The 13,526-nt window shown below is 73.1% G+C and carries 11 protein-coding genes; 9 read left to right on the top strand and 2 right to left on the bottom strand.

What is annotated here, in order from left to right:
* Positions 1–7: 7 nt before the first annotated feature.
* Entirely contained in the window at positions 8–934 is a 927-nt protein-coding gene (locus ACFRMQ_RS09375) for a LysR family transcriptional regulator (protein WP_380728650.1), read from the top strand.
* Between the two features lie 136 nt (positions 935–1,070).
* The gene (gene clpB, locus ACFRMQ_RS09370) at positions 1,071–3,692 is read left to right on the top strand and encodes an ATP-dependent chaperone ClpB (RefSeq protein WP_380728648.1); all 2,622 of its coding nucleotides are present in this window, start codon (positions 1,071–1,073) and stop codon (positions 3,690–3,692) included.
* Between the two features lie 156 nt (positions 3,693–3,848).
* Here the strand turns inward: clpB and ACFRMQ_RS09365 are convergent, their stop codons facing one another.
* Complete coding sequence (locus ACFRMQ_RS09365; protein WP_380728646.1) at positions 3,849–4,133, bottom strand: helix-turn-helix domain-containing protein; 285 nt, start codon at positions 4,131–4,133, stop codon at positions 3,849–3,851.
* Between the two features lie 424 nt (positions 4,134–4,557).
* Here ACFRMQ_RS09365 and ACFRMQ_RS09360 point away from each other — a divergent pair, with 424 nt between their 5' ends.
* From ACFRMQ_RS09360 to pyrE, 6 genes are all read left to right on the top strand, one after another.
* Positions 4,558–5,115 (top strand): YbjN domain-containing protein, encoded by a 558-nt coding sequence (locus ACFRMQ_RS09360; protein ID WP_380728644.1) that lies wholly within the window; start codon positions 4,558–4,560, stop codon positions 5,113–5,115.
* Positions 5,116–5,236: 121 nt separating this feature from the next.
* Positions 5,237–6,397, top strand: a complete 1,161-nt coding sequence (locus ACFRMQ_RS09355) for a pyridoxal phosphate-dependent aminotransferase (RefSeq protein ID WP_380728642.1) — start codon at positions 5,237–5,239, stop codon at positions 6,395–6,397.
* A 698-nt stretch (positions 6,398–7,095) separates the two neighbouring features.
* Positions 7,096–7,626 carry a DUF2617 family protein gene (locus ACFRMQ_RS09350; RefSeq protein ID WP_380728640.1) on the top strand — a complete coding sequence of 177 codons (531 nt, stop codon included), beginning with the start codon at positions 7,096–7,098 and terminating at the stop codon, positions 7,624–7,626.
* Positions 7,627–7,780: 154 nt separating this feature from the next.
* Complete coding sequence (locus ACFRMQ_RS09345; RefSeq protein ID WP_380728638.1) at positions 7,781–9,454, top strand: polyamine aminopropyltransferase; 1,674 nt, start codon at positions 7,781–7,783, stop codon at positions 9,452–9,454.
* Positions 9,455–9,678: 224 nt separating this feature from the next.
* On the top strand, positions 9,679–10,749 hold the full coding sequence (locus tag ACFRMQ_RS09340; protein WP_380728636.1) for a CoxG family protein: 1,071 nt from the start codon (positions 9,679–9,681) through the stop codon (positions 10,747–10,749).
* 44 nt (positions 10,750–10,793) lie between these two features.
* Complete coding sequence (gene pyrE, locus ACFRMQ_RS09335) at positions 10,794–11,330, top strand: orotate phosphoribosyltransferase (protein WP_380728634.1); 537 nt, start codon at positions 10,794–10,796, stop codon at positions 11,328–11,330.
* Positions 11,331–11,429: 99 nt separating this feature from the next.
* Here pyrE and ACFRMQ_RS09330 read toward each other — a convergent pair whose 3' ends face one another.
* Positions 11,430–12,149, bottom strand: a complete 720-nt coding sequence (locus ACFRMQ_RS09330; RefSeq protein ID WP_380728632.1) for a DedA family protein — start codon at positions 12,147–12,149, stop codon at positions 11,430–11,432.
* 326 nt (positions 12,150–12,475) lie between these two features.
* On the opposite strand from ACFRMQ_RS09330, the gene fbaA reads away from it, so the two are divergent.
* Positions 12,476–13,498, top strand: a complete 1,023-nt coding sequence (gene fbaA / locus ACFRMQ_RS09325) for a class II fructose-bisphosphate aldolase (RefSeq protein WP_380728630.1) — start codon at positions 12,476–12,478, stop codon at positions 13,496–13,498.
* Positions 13,499–13,526 lie beyond the last annotated feature (28 nt).

The raw sequence follows: 13,526 nt of genomic DNA, 5'->3' as shown, positions 1-13,526 counted from the left end.
TGGACCTATGCCCCTCTCCTCGCACGTACCCGAACTGGGCGCCCTGGAACTGCTGCTCGCGGTGGCCCGGCTGGGCAGCGTCGGACGGGCGGCGGCCGAGCTGGGCATCAGCCAGCCGAGCGCCAGCTCCCGGATCAAGGGCATGGAACGGCAGATCGGCGTCCCGCTGCTGGACCGCTCGCCCCGGGGCAGCACGCCCACCGAGGCGGGCCGGCTGGTGGTCGGGTGGGCCCGGCAGGTGGTGGAGGCGGCGCAGGCGATGGACGCCGGGATCGACGCGCTGCGCGTCCGGCGGGACGCCAAGCTGCGGGTGGTGGCCAGCCTGACCGTCGCCGAGTACCTGATGCCCGGCTGGCTGCTGGCGCTGGCCGAGGCCAGCCCGGGGACGGCGGTGACGCTGCGGACGGCGAACTCGGCGGACGTCGCCGGTCAGGTCCTGGCCGGGGAGGCCGACCTCGGCTTCGTCGAGGGCCCGTCCACCCGGCCCGGGCTGGCCGGCGCGGTGGTGGCCACCGACCGGCTGGTGGTCGTGGTGGCTCCCGGCCACCCGTGGGCGCGCCGCCACGCCCCGCTGACCGGCGCCGAGCTGGCGGCCACCCCGCTGGTGCTGCGCGAGCCCGGCTCGGGCACCCGGGAGGTGCTGGAGACCGCCCTGCGGCCGTACGGGGGCGCGGCCCGGCCCCGGATGGAGCTGGCCTCGTCCACCGCGCTGAAGGCCGCGGCGATGACCGGGGCGGGCCCGGTCTGCCTGAGCGAGCTGGTGGTGGCGGAGGAGCTGGCCACCCGGCGGCTGGTGGCGGTGGAGCTGGTGCCGGAGCTGGACCTGCGGCGGCCGCTGCGCGCGGTGTGGCCGGCCGGGCAGCTGCCGGGCGGGCCGGCCCGGGAACTGCTGGGGCTGACCCGGCGGTCCACCAAACGTTCACCGGGAAAGTGAGCGCCGGGAAAGGTTGAGCGGAATAGACTCAACTTAGTGCATGCTGTACGCAGCAGTGTGGCATCCGGCGCCCGGCACGGGTGGCGGGCGCGGCACCGAGGCAGCAGCGAAGGACGACGAGGGAGGCCCCCCAGCAGTGGACGCCAGCAAGTTCACCACCAAGACCCAGGAAGCCCTGGCCGCCGCGATCCGGCAGGCCGGCACGGCCGGCAACCCGGACGTCAGGCCGGTGCACATCCTGATCGCCCTGCTGGAGCAGCCCGAGGGCATCGCCCGGCCCCTGCTGGAGGCGGTCGGGGCCGACACCTCCCGGATCGACGCCGAGGCGCGCCGCCAGGCGGCCGCGCTGCCCAGCGCGATGGGCTCGACGGTCTCCGCGCCGCAGCTCGCCCGGGACACCGTCGCGGTGCTCACCGAGGCCGGCAAGCGCGCCGACGACCTGGACGACCAGTACGTCTCCACCGAGCACCTGATGGTCGGCCTCGCCGCCGAGGGCGGGCCGGTGGCCGAGCTGCTGACGCACCAGAACGCCGCGCCCAAGGCGCTGCTCGCCGCGTTCAAGGACGTCCGGGGCAGCGGCAAGGTCACCTCGCCGGACCCGGAGGGCACCTACAAGGCCCTGGAGAAGTACGGCACCGACCTCACCCAGGCCGCCCGGGACGGCAAGCTCGACCCGGTGATCGGCCGCGACCACGAGATCCGCCGGGTGGTCCAGGTGCTCTCCCGCCGGACGAAGAACAACCCGGTGCTGATCGGCGAGCCCGGCGTCGGCAAGACCGCCGTCGTCGAGGGCCTGGCCCAGCGCATCGTGGCCGGCGACGTGCCGGAGTCGCTGCGCGGCAAGCGGCTGGTCGCGCTGGACCTCGGCGCGATGGTCGCGGGCGCCAAGTTCCGCGGCGAGTTCGAGGAGCGGCTGAAGGCCGTCCTGAACGACATCAAGTCCTCCGACGGCCAGGTCGTCACCTTCATCGACGAGCTGCACACCATGGTCGGCGCGGGCGCCGGCGGCGACTCCGCGATGGACGCCGGGAACATGCTCAAGCCGATGCTGGCCCGCGGCGAGCTGCGGATGGTGGGCGCCACCACGCTGGACGAGTACCGCGAGCGGATCGAGAAGGACCCGGCGCTGGAGCGCCGCTTCCAGCAGGTGCTGGTCGGCGAGCCCAGCGTGGAGGACTCGATCGCCATCCTGCGCGGCCTCAAGGGCCGGTACGAGGCGCACCACAAGGTGCAGATCTCGGACGCCGCCCTGGTCGCCGCGGCCACCCTGTCCAACCGCTACATCACCTCCCGCTTCCTGCCCGACAAGGCGATCGACCTGGTCGACGAGGCGGCCTCCCGGCTGCGGATGGAGATCGACTCCTCCCCGGTCGAGATCGACGAACTCCAGCGCTCCGTCGACCGGTTGCGGATGGAGGAACTGGCCCTGGAGAAGGAGTCGGACCCGGCCTCGGTGGACCGGCTGGCCCGGCTGCGACGTGATCTCGCCGACCGGAACGAGCAGTTGAGCGTGCTGACGGCGCGCTGGGAGCAGGAGAAGAAGAGCCTCAACCGGGTCGGCGAGCTCAAGGGGCGGCTGGACGACCTGCACGGCGCGCTCGAACGCGCCCAGCGCGACGGGGACTTCGAGCGGGCGTCCAAGCTGATGTACGCCGAGATCCCGGCCGCCGAGAAGGAGCTCACCGACGCCCAGGAGCGCGCCGCGACCGCGAACAACGAGCCCGGGGCCGCCTCCGCCTCGATGGTCAAGGAGGAGGTCGGCCCGGACGACGTCGCCGACGTGGTCGCCTCCTGGACGGGCATCCCGGCCGGCCGACTGCTGGAGGGCGAGAGCGCCAAACTCCTGCGCATGGAAGAGGAGTTGGGCAGGCGCCTGATCGGCCAGGCGGAGGCCGTGCAGGCGGTCTCGGACGCGGTGCGCCGCACCCGCTCCGGCATCGCCGACCCGGACCGGCCGACCGGCTCCTTCCTCTTCCTCGGTCCGACCGGTGTCGGCAAGACCGAACTCGCCAAGGCCCTGGCCGACTTCCTGTTCGACGACGAGCGGGCGATGGTCCGGATCGACATGAGCGAGTACGGCGAGAAGCACTCGGTCTCCCGTCTCGTCGGCGCCCCGCCCGGGTACGTCGGCTACGAGGAGGGCGGCCAGCTCACCGAGGCGGTCCGCCGCCGCCCGTACAGCGTGGTGCTGCTGGACGAGGTGGAGAAGGCGCACCCGGAGGTCTTCGACGTCCTGCTCCAGGTGCTGGACGACGGACGGCTCACCGACGGCCAGGGCCGCACGGTCGACTTCCGCAACGCCATCCTGATCCTCACCTCCAACCTGGGCTCGCAGCACCTGGTCGACCCGGCCACCCCGGAGGCGGAGAAGCGGGAGCTGGTGCTGGGCACCGTCCGGTCCGCGTTCAAGCCGGAGTTCCTCAACCGGCTGGACGACATCGTGGTCTTCGAACCGCTGGGCACCGGCGAACTGAGCCGGATCGTCGACCTCCAGGTGGCCCGCCTCGGCGAGCGGCTCGCCGAGCGGCGGCTCACCCTGGACGTCTCCGCGGCCGCCCGCGACTGGCTGGCGCTCACCGGCTACGACCCGGCGTACGGCGCCCGCCCGCTGCGCCGGCTGGTGCAGTCCGCGATCGGCGACCAGCTGGCCCGGGCGATCCTGTCCGGCGCGGTGCACGACGGGGACACCGTCCTGGTCGAGCGGGACGAGGAGGGCGACCGCCTCACCGTCCGCGGCCGGGGGCCGCTGGAGAAGTAGCCGCCCCGCGTCCTGCGCACGGGCCGCCCCCCCACCGCTCCGGCGGCGGGGGGCGGCCCTCGGGCTTTTCGGGCCTTTCCTGCCCTTACCGCCTGTTCGGCCCATTCGGCTCATTCATCCCGTTCGGCCTATTCAGCCGAATTCGGCTTTCCCCGCCTATTCCGCCACCGCCTGCCGCAGCAGCCGCCGCGACCTGTCCCGCCAGGCACGCGCCAGCCGGTGCAGCTCGGCCACCTGGACGTCCGGAAGGCCCCAGGCATGGGTCAGCAGCCGCAGCGTGGAGACCCGCGGACAGGACACCCCCCGCTCCAGGTCGCGGATCGACCGCACACTCAGCCCGGTCGCCTCGCACAGCTGCTCCTGCGTCATCCCCCGGTCCAGCCGGATGCTCCGCAGCAGCCCCCCGAGCGATGCGCCCTCCCCCGTCGCCGGTCCGCCCACTTCTGCTCCCCCCTCAACTCAGGACAGCTCAACTCACCCGGACGACCCGGGATTTGAACGATACGAGTCCGTCGCACGCTAACCGCATCCGCCCGGCACGGCAGGCGAACCCGCGCGCCGCACACGTGACGTGGCTCACGCGCCACCCTCCGTACGGACTCCGCCCCGGCCCCGCGCACCCTCCGTCACCACCCCCCGCCGGACCACCCCTCCGAGCGCCCGCCGAGCCGCCCCTCCGGCACCCGCCGGACCGTCGGACGACGGGGGGAGAAGCCCTGGCGGAAACGCCGGGAAGAACGACCGACGAAGATCGACTCACGCCTCGGGTGCCCCTGTGAGCGGAGCCCCGAATGAGGCAGGATGGGAGGTGGAAAGGGCGGCCTCTCATTGCCGGCCACCACGTGCACTGAGGAAGAGGACCCCCATGAGCATCGACCCGTCGTCCATCCCGTCCTTCGGCGTCCCCCAGGGCGGCCAGCCCGGCGGCCAGGGCGGGCGGCCGGCCGGCCCGCCGCCGATCATCGTCCCGGACCAGGCCCTCGTCACCCAGCTGCTGGACCAGATGCAGCTCAAGCACGTCGTGGACGAGGAGGGTGACCTCACCGCCCCCTGGGAGGGCTTCCGCGTCTACTACATGTTCCGCGGCGAGCAGAAGGAGCTCTTCGCGGTGCGCGCCTTCTACGACCGCGCGTACCCGCTGGAGAAGAAGGGCGAGATCCTCGACCTGATCGACGAGTGGAACCGTGAGACCCTCTGGCCGAAGGTCTACACCCACACCCACGAGGACGGCGTCGTCCGGCTGATCGGCGAGGCCCAGATGATCGTCGGCACCGGCGTCAACCTGGACTACTTCGTCACCACCACCGCCAACTGGACCCAGGCCGCGGTCGGCTTCGAGCAGTGGATGGTCGAGCGCCTCGGCCTCCAGGACGAGATCGAGGGCGAGGACGGCGAGGCCCCCGAGGGCACCGACGAGGCCTGATCCCGCCCGGTACTCCCGGCAACCGGCCCGCCACCGTGTCAGCCCCGGTGGCGGGCCGTTCTTGTCCCCCGGCTCCCGGCTGTCCCAGGATGGCCCTGACGACGATCCGTGAGGAGCACCGATGGGTACCAGGCCGCTGCTGAACCGCCGACTGGCCGACATGGGCACGACGATCTTCGCCGAGATGTCCGCGCTGGCCACCGCCACCGGCTCGATCAACCTCGGCCAGGGCTTCCCGGACACCGACGGGCCCGAGGAGATCCGCGAGGCCGCCGTACGGGCCCTGCGCGACGGCCGCGGCAACCAGTACCCGCCCGGCCCCGGCATCCCCGAGCTGCGCACCGCGATCGCCGAGCACCAGCGGCGCTTCCACGGCCTCACGTACGACCCCGACACCGAGGTCCTGGTCACCGCCGGCGCCACCGAGGCCATCGCCGCCGCCCTGCTGGCCCTGCTGGAACCCGGCGACGAGGTGATCGCCCTCGAACCCTTCTACGACTCCTACGCCGCCTGCATCGCGATGGCCGGCGCCACCCGCGTCCCGCTCACCCTGCGGGCCCCGCACTTCCGCCCCGACCTGGACGAGCTGCGCTCGCTGATCACCCCGCGCACCCGGCTGCTGCTGATCAACACCCCGCACAACCCCACCGGCACCGTCCTCACCGCCGAGGAGCTCGCCACCATCGCCGCGCTCGCCGTCGAGCACGACCTGCTGGTCGTCGCCGACGAGGTCTACGAGCACCTGGTCTTCGGCGCCACCCACCACCCCATCGCCGCCCTGCCCGGCATGCGCGAGCGCACCGTCGCCATCTCCTCGGCCGGCAAGACCTTCTCCTTCACCGGCTGGAAGGTCGGCTGGGTCACCGCGAGCCCGGCCCTGGTCTCGGCCGTGCGCACCGCGAAGCAGTACCTCACGTACGTCAACGCCGGCCCCTTCCAGTACGCCGTCGCCGAGGCGCTGCGGCTGCCCGACACGTACTTCGACACCCTGCGCGCCGACCTGCTGCGCAAGCGCGACCTGCTGGTCGACGGCCTCGCCTCGGCCGGCTTCCGGGTCTTCACCCCCGAGGGCACCTACTTCGTCACCACCGACATCACCCCGCTCGGCGAGAAGGACGGCATCGACTTCTGCCGCGCCCTGCCCGGCCGTTGCGGCATCGTGGCGATCCCCAACGCGGTCTTCTACGACGACGCTGACGCGGGCCGCAGCCTGGTCCGCTTCGCCTTCTGCAAGCGCGACGAGGTCCTCCAGGAGGCCGTCACCCGCCTGCGACAGCTCTGACGGCCACCGCGAGACGTCCGGGAGGAAAGGGTCGGGAACCACCGGTTCCCGGCCCTTTCCCTTGCCGCTCACCGGCCGAACTCGCTTTTATGACAATCCAATTCGCGACACCATCGGTGTCGCGCCGGCCCGCCTCCCCTCTGCAAAGGGGATGAGGTGCAACGGGAGTCCGTCACATGCCTGCGGCGCCCGCGATAGACCACGCGCCCCATTTCGCGCCCTTCGAACTGGGTTGCCGGGTGATCCGACACCAGTTCTGATGGGCGACCAACTTCCTTGATCAGACTGCTCGTTCGCCACCGCCGAGGCGTTCGGAGCGGCCCGCCGGGTACGGACCCTCCCACCCTCCACGCCCCATGCGCGGAGGGCGGCGATGCGTGATGCACTCGGACGGCGCACTCCCGGCGCACACGGCGCGCGATCCGGTGATAGGGGCGCTGGCTGTGCAGACTCGTACACCGGCTCGATCAGAGCCGGGAAGCAGATGTGCTCGAAACGGTGAATGCTTGACAAAGTTGGGTAAATCACCGGCGGACCCGGCGTATTCGTGCTTCTCTGCTGCTGAATCTCCAGCCGGAATCCTTCCTTCCACGGTCGGCCGCGCCCAGGGCCGCACAGCCACGAACAGCCTCGCCATCGCCTAGGCCTACTCGGTGCTGCTCGGCGGGCGCGCACGGAGCTGAAACGCGGAGCCGAGCATGCTCACCACACTGCAGACCTCCTACACGGACACCCGCGCCGGTGACCTCGCCTGGTGCCTCGGCGGCGACCCGCTGCCCGCTCTCGCCGTACGCGACCTGAGACTCGACGGAGCCGGCCGCAAGGGCGCCCCCGGCACCCTCCAACTGCGCCTGCTGGGCGCCTCCCACCAGGTGGTGATCGACGCGGGCCCCGGCCAGTGTCTGGAGACCGTCGCCTGTCTGCCCGGCCGCCGCACCCCGCTGCCGGCCCGGGTCGCCAAGCAGGTCGGCGGTTGGGAGTACGAGTTCGCCGCCCGGATCGAGGCGCTGCCGCCGCACGACTTCGCGGCCCGCGCCCAGGAACTGCTGGCCCTGGTCGAGGGGCACCCGCGAGGCCTGGCCGGGGTCTTCCCGGGCGACCCGAGCGCCTTCACCGCGCTGGTCGCCCAGGGCGGCGCGGACCGGGTGCTCTGGCGCACCTGGCACGCCTACCCCCAGGAAGGGCAGCTGGTGTGCACCCGGTCCTCGCTGGTGCTGTCCGGGGCATGACCGCCCGAGGTCAGGCCCGGACCCTCGGTCCGGCCACAGGCCGCCCGATGCGGTCTTATGAATCGCACGCAGGAACGATTCGTCAATCTGACGTTGCTCACTGTCCGCCGAATGGGCGCAGCGGTCCGTCCCGCACGTCCCCTAGCGTTTGTTCGTGATCAACCATCCGGCCGGTCCGCCCGCACGCCCGCGAGTGGACCTCGACGACGGCACCCCACCCCGGCCCGGGCGAAGCCTCGCCCCACTCCTGCCCACCCGCCGTCGATCCCGGCTGCGCTCCAGCCCCCGGCTCGCCCGGCTGGCCGTCCTCCTGGCCGCGTTCGTCTGCGCGGCCTGCGGACTCGTCTACGAACTCGAACTGGTCGCGCTCGGCGACTACCTGCTCGGGGACACCGTCACCCAAACCTCGGTCGTGCTCTCCGTCATGGTGTTCGCGATGGGCCTCGGCTCGCTGCTCGTCAAGCGGCTCACCAGCCGCCCCGCCACCGCCTTCGCCCTGGTCGAGTGCGCGCTCGCGCTCACCGGCGGGCTCTCCGTCCTCGCGCTCTACTCCTGCTGGGCCTGGATCGGCCGCTACCAGGCCGCCGTGGTCGGCCTCACCTGCCTGATCGGCATCCTGATCGGCGCCGAGATCCCGCTGCTGATGACCCTCATCCAGCGGATCCGGCGCGAGGACGCCGGCCGGGCCGTCGCCGACCTGTTCGCCGCCGACTACGTGGGCGCGCTGATCGGCGGCCTCGCCTTCCCGTTCCTGATCCTGCCCACCCTCGGCCCCGGCGACGGCGCACTGCTCACCGGCGCCGTCAACGCCGTCGCGGGGGCCGCCGTGGTGCTCTGGCTGTTCCGCGAGGAGCCCGCCCCCCGGATCCGGCGGCTGCTCTGGGGCGGCTGCCTGCTCGTCCTCGCCCTGCTCGCGGCCGCCGCGGCCGGTTCCGACGCGATCGAACGCGCCGCCCGGTACGCCCTCTACGGCGACGACGTCCGCTACGCCACCCGCAGCCGGCACCAGGAGATCGTGCTCACCGGCCCCGCCGAGGGCCCGCTCCGGCTCTACCTGGACGGCCGGCTCGCGGCCTGCGGGCCCGACGAGTACCGGGCCGACGAAGGACTGGTCCACCCCGCCATGGCGGGCGGCCCGGACGCCCGGGTGCTGCTGCTCGGCGGCGGCGACGGGCTCGCCCTGCGGGAGGTGCTGCGGCACCGGGGCGTCCGCTCCGTCCGGCTGGTCGACGGCGACCCCGCCCTCCCCCGGCTCGCCCGCACCGACCCCGGGCTCGCCGCCCTCGGCGACCACTCGCTGGACGACCCCCGGGTCCGCACCACCGCGGCCGACCCGATGGCCTGGCTGCGCGGCGCGGACGCCTCCGGCGGGGACGGGCCGTACGACGTGGTGCTCGTCGACCTCCCGGCACCGGACGACGGCGGGCCGGTCAAGTTCCACTCCCAGGAGTTCTACGGCCTCGCCGCCCGGCTGCTCTCCCCCGGCGGCCGGATCGCCGTCCACGCCGGAAGCGGCCCGGACGGCCCGGACGACCCGGACCGCCTGGACGGCCTCTGGCGGATCGAGTCCGGCCTGCGCGCTGCGGGTCTGCGCACCGCCCCGTACGCCGTCCCGGGCAGCGCCACCGCCACCTGCCGCCCCGGCCCGCCGGACGGCGCCCAGAGGTTCCTCCTCGCCGCCGACGCCCAGCCCCCGCTCGGCCTCGCCGCCGACGCCCCACCACCCCGCGCCCTCACCCCCGAAGCCCTCCGCGACTCCACCGCCCGGCTCACCGCCCTCCGCCCCGCCCGCCCCCCGGCCGCCCTCACCCTCCTCGGCCCCCGCTGAGCCTCCGGGCGGCCACGGCGGGTCCCGGGGGCCGCCCGGGGGCCGCATGCCGCACGGGCGGGCCGTTCGGAGCGCCGGGGCCGCGAGCCGCGCGGTACGGCCCGCTCAGGGCGCGGAGGCCGTCGCGGGAGTGGCGGCGCGACGGCCGAGGGAACGGGCGAGCGGGGAAAATCTGGTGGTGGTGGGTAGGGACCGGGCCGGGAGCAGTCGGTAGGCTCCGTGGCATGGAGCATGAGGTTGTCGTCCCGATGTCCGCCGAGCTGGTGCGGCAGGCCTTGCAGGATCCGGCGCTGCTGGCGCGGAGTGTGCCGGGGCTGAGCACCGAGCCCGCCGCGGTCGGGGCCGGCTCCGCCGAGGAGATCGGCGGCCGGCTGAAGCTGCGGATCGGCGGCTCCACGATCACGTACAAGGGCGTGCTGTCGCTGATCGAGGGCCGCGAGGGCGTGCTGACCGTGCTCGCCGAGGGCGAGGAGGCCCGGGGCAGCGGCGAGGTGACCGCCACCGTCCGGGTCAGCGTCGCGGACGGCGCCGAGGACGGCACCGCGGCGATCCGCTTCACCGGCGACCTGAGCGCCACCGGCCGGCTGACCGAGTTCGACGAGGAGACCCTCGACACCACCGGCCGCCGCCTGCTGGACCGTTTCGCCGCCGCGCTGGTCGCCCCGGAGGGCGAGCAGCCGCAGGAGCCGGAAGTGGACCAGGAAGAGGGCGACGAGGTGGCCGGGACCGAGCTTCGGACCGCGCACGAGGTCGAGGCCGAGGCCGCACACGAGGCCGAGGTTGAGGCCGAGACGGGCACCGACGCCGACGTGGTCTACCTGGAGGAGCACCAGGACCGGCCCGGCGACGACCTGGACGACGACCTCTCCGACCTGATCGCCTTCTCCGACGCCGACGCCGAGCGCTTCGGTCTGCCCACCGGCTCCGCGGACGCCGACGCGGAGGACACGGACGAGGAGGACGACGTCGACGCCGAGGACGTCGTCGCCGAGGACCTCCCCGTCGAACCCCTCTTCGCGTACGAGGAGGAGCCGGTGCACACCGGCCCGGTGCGCCGCAGCATCGTCGGCCGGTCCGCCGAGGAGGTGGACCACGCCCCGCCGCGCGGCCCGTACGCCCCGGCGCTGCCCGCCCGCAGCGCGCGGGCCCGGGCGGCGTCCCGGTGGGGCGGCGAGGCCGGCGGGATCGTGGTGCCGGGCACCGGCGGCCGCAGCACGGTGCCGTGGGTGATCGGCGGCTCGGTGGCCCTGCTGGGCGGCGCCGTGGTGCTGGTCAGGGCGCTGCGCCGGCGCTGAGCCCGGGGCGCCGGGTCCGTGCTCAGGGCCTAGACTGAACGCTCATGAGCAACGACCGCGACGCCCTGCTGGCACAGATCAAGGACAAGGCCGTCGTGCACGGCAAGGTCACCCTTTCCTCCGGCAAGGAGGCCGACTACTACGTCGACCTGCGCCGGATCACGCTGGACGGCGTGGCCGCCCCGCTGGTCGGCCGGGTGATGCTGGACGCGACCTCCCACCTGGAGTACGACGCCGTCGGCGGGCTGACCCTGGGCGCCGACCCGGTGGCCACCTCGATGATGCACGCCGCCGCCGCGCGCGGCCGGCAGCTGGACGCCTTCGTGGTCCGCAAGACCGGCAAGGCGCACGGCCTCCAGCGCCGCATCGAGGGCCCCGAGGTGAAGGGCCGCCGGGTGCTGGCCGTCGAGGACACCTCCACCACCGGCGGCTCGGTGCTGACCGCCGTGGAGGCGCTGCGCGAGGCGGGCGCCGAGGTGGTCGGCGTCGCGGTGATCGTGGAGCGCGGCGGCGCGGGTGCCGTCGAGGCACAGGGCCTGGAGTACGTGACCGCGTACACCCTGGACGACCTGGGCCTCTGACCCCGGCCGCCCCGAGAACCACGGAGGGCCGGTCCCGTTTCACGTGAAACAGGACCGGCCCTCGCCGTGTCCGCCGGCGGATGCCCGGCCGGTGCGCGCTCAGCCGCGCCGGTGCCGGCCGCTGCCGGCCTGGGCCGGGTTCTCGGCGCCGGCCTCGGCACCGCCCGCCCGCTTCTTCTTCCGCTCGCGCATGACCTCGACCAGGATCGGCGAGATCGACAGCAGGACGATCAGCAGCACCGCCGGGATCAGGTACTTGTCGATCACCGGGGCGAGCGCGTCACCGAAGAAGTAGCCGATCAGCAGCATGGACTCGGTCCACAGCACACCGCCGATGACGTTCCAGAGGAAGAACGTCCGGGCGGGCATCTCCAGGGTGCCGGCGACCGGGTTCAGGAAGGTTCGGATGATCGGCATGAAGCGGGCCAGCACGACGGCCTTGCCCGCGCCGAACTTGTTGAAGTACTCCTCCGCCTTCACCACGTAATCGCGGCGGAAGATCTTCGACTCGGGCTTGTCGAACATCTTCGGCCCGACCTTCACCCCGATCAGGTGGCCCAACTGGGCACCGGCGATCGCCGCGATCGGGCAGCCGATCAGCAGCACGGCGATCGGCAGCTTGGCGCCGTCGCCGAGCACCGAGGAGGCGGCGTTCGAGGCGGCGACGCCCGCGAGGATCAGCAGCGAGTCACCCGGGAAGAAGAATCCGACCAGCAGGCCGGTCTCCGCGAAGATGATCGCGATCAGCCCGATGGCGCCGAGGGACGAGATCAGGGATTTGGCGTCGAGCAGGTTGACGGCCAGCTGGTTGTAGTCCACGGGCGCAGGATAGCGGGCGCACCTTGCGGGCGGCGGCCCGCGACCCCCCTGCCCGGACCGGCCGGAGCCCGTCGCGCGCCCGCGCCCTACGGCGTTCCGCATGGCGGGCTCCTGCTGACCGGCGGGCACGAGTCTGGGAAGATGGCACGGGCGTCCGGTCCGCAACGGCACACCACCCTCATGGCCGTACCGCGGAGGTCGCCTCGAACGTGCCGGAGAGCCACCGCAACGCCGCGCGTCGGCGGGCCGGCACGGAGTCGTCACGAAGGCGTACACAGCGTCGGACAGCACCGTCCGTACGCCGCAACCCGACAGGAGCGGATCGCATGCCCATCGCAACTCCCGAGGTCTACAACGAGATGCTGGACCGGGCCAAGGCGGGCAAGTTCGCCTACCCGGCCATCAATGTCACCTCGTCGCAGACCCTGCACGCCGCACTGCGTGGTTTCGCCGAGGCCGAGAGCGACGGCATCATCCAGATCTCGACCGGTGGCGCGGAGTTCCTGGGCGGCCAGCACAACAAGGACATGGTGACCGGCGCCGTCGCGCTCGCCGAGTTCGCCCACATCGTCGCCGCCAAGTACGACGTCACGGTCGCGCTGCACACCGACCACTGCCCGAAGGACAAGCTGGACGGCTACGTCCGCCCGCTGCTGGCGGTCTCCGCCGAGCGCGTGGCCAAGGGCCAGAACCCGCTGTTCCAGTCGCACATGTGGGACGGCTCGGCCGAGACCCTCGCCGACAACCTGGCCATCGCCCAGGAGCTGCTGGCCCAGGCCGCCGCCGCCAAGATCATTCTTGAGGTCGAGATCACCCCGACCGGTGGCGAGGAGGACGGCGTCACCCACGAGATCAACGACGAGCTGTACACCACCGTCAACGACGCCGTGCGCACCGCCGAGGCGCTGGGCCTGGGCGAGAAGGGCCGCTACCTGCTGGCCGCCTCCTTCGGCAACGTGCACGGCGTCTACAAGCCGGGCAACGTCGTGCTCAAGCCGGAGCTGCTGCGCGAGCTCCAGGACGCGATCGGCAAGCAGTACGGCAAGACCGACCCGTTCGACTTCGTCTTCCACGGCGGCTCCGGCTCGACCGCCGAGGAGATCGCCACCGCGCTGGAGAACGGCGTCGTGAAGATGAACCTGGACACCGACACCCAGTACGCCTTCACCCGCCCGGTGGCCGGCCACATGTTCGCCAACTACGACGGCGTGCTGAAGGTCGACGGCGAGGTCGGCAAGAAGAACACCTACGACCCGCGCACCTGGGGCAAGCTGGCCGAGGCCGGCATGGCCGCGCGTGTGCGCGAGGCCGCCGAGCAGCTGCGTTCGGCGGGCAAGCGCCTGAAGTGAGGCCCCCGCGCCCCGCATGAGGAACGGG

It is taken from the genome of Kitasatospora sp. NPDC056783, from assembly GCF_042789895.1.
Classification (GTDB): Bacteria; Actinomycetota; Actinomycetes; order Streptomycetales; family Streptomycetaceae; genus Kitasatospora.
The sequence above is the reverse complement of the archived record's forward strand: the minus strand, read 5'-3'. Positions and strand labels throughout refer to the sequence as shown.

Excerpts from the sequence above, each read along its gene's own strand:
- ACFRMQ_RS09375 (WP_380728650.1), top strand. The coding sequence starts at position 8 with ATGCCCCTCTCCTCGCACGTACCCGAACTGGGCGCCCTGGAACTGCTG.
- ACFRMQ_RS09360 (WP_380728644.1), top strand. The coding sequence starts at position 4,558 with ATGAGCATCGACCCGTCGTCCATCCCGTCCTTCGGCGTCCCCCAGGGC.
- ACFRMQ_RS09355 (WP_380728642.1), top strand. The coding sequence starts at position 5,237 with ATGGGTACCAGGCCGCTGCTGAACCGCCGACTGGCCGACATGGGCACG.
- ACFRMQ_RS09350 (WP_380728640.1), top strand. The coding sequence starts at position 7,096 with ATGCTCACCACACTGCAGACCTCCTACACGGACACCCGCGCCGGTGAC.
- ACFRMQ_RS09340 (WP_380728636.1), top strand. The coding sequence starts at position 9,679 with ATGGAGCATGAGGTTGTCGTCCCGATGTCCGCCGAGCTGGTGCGGCAG.
- pyrE (WP_380728634.1), top strand. The coding sequence starts at position 10,794 with ATGAGCAACGACCGCGACGCCCTGCTGGCACAGATCAAGGACAAGGCC.
- fbaA (WP_380728630.1), top strand. The coding sequence starts at position 12,476 with ATGCCCATCGCAACTCCCGAGGTCTACAACGAGATGCTGGACCGGGCC.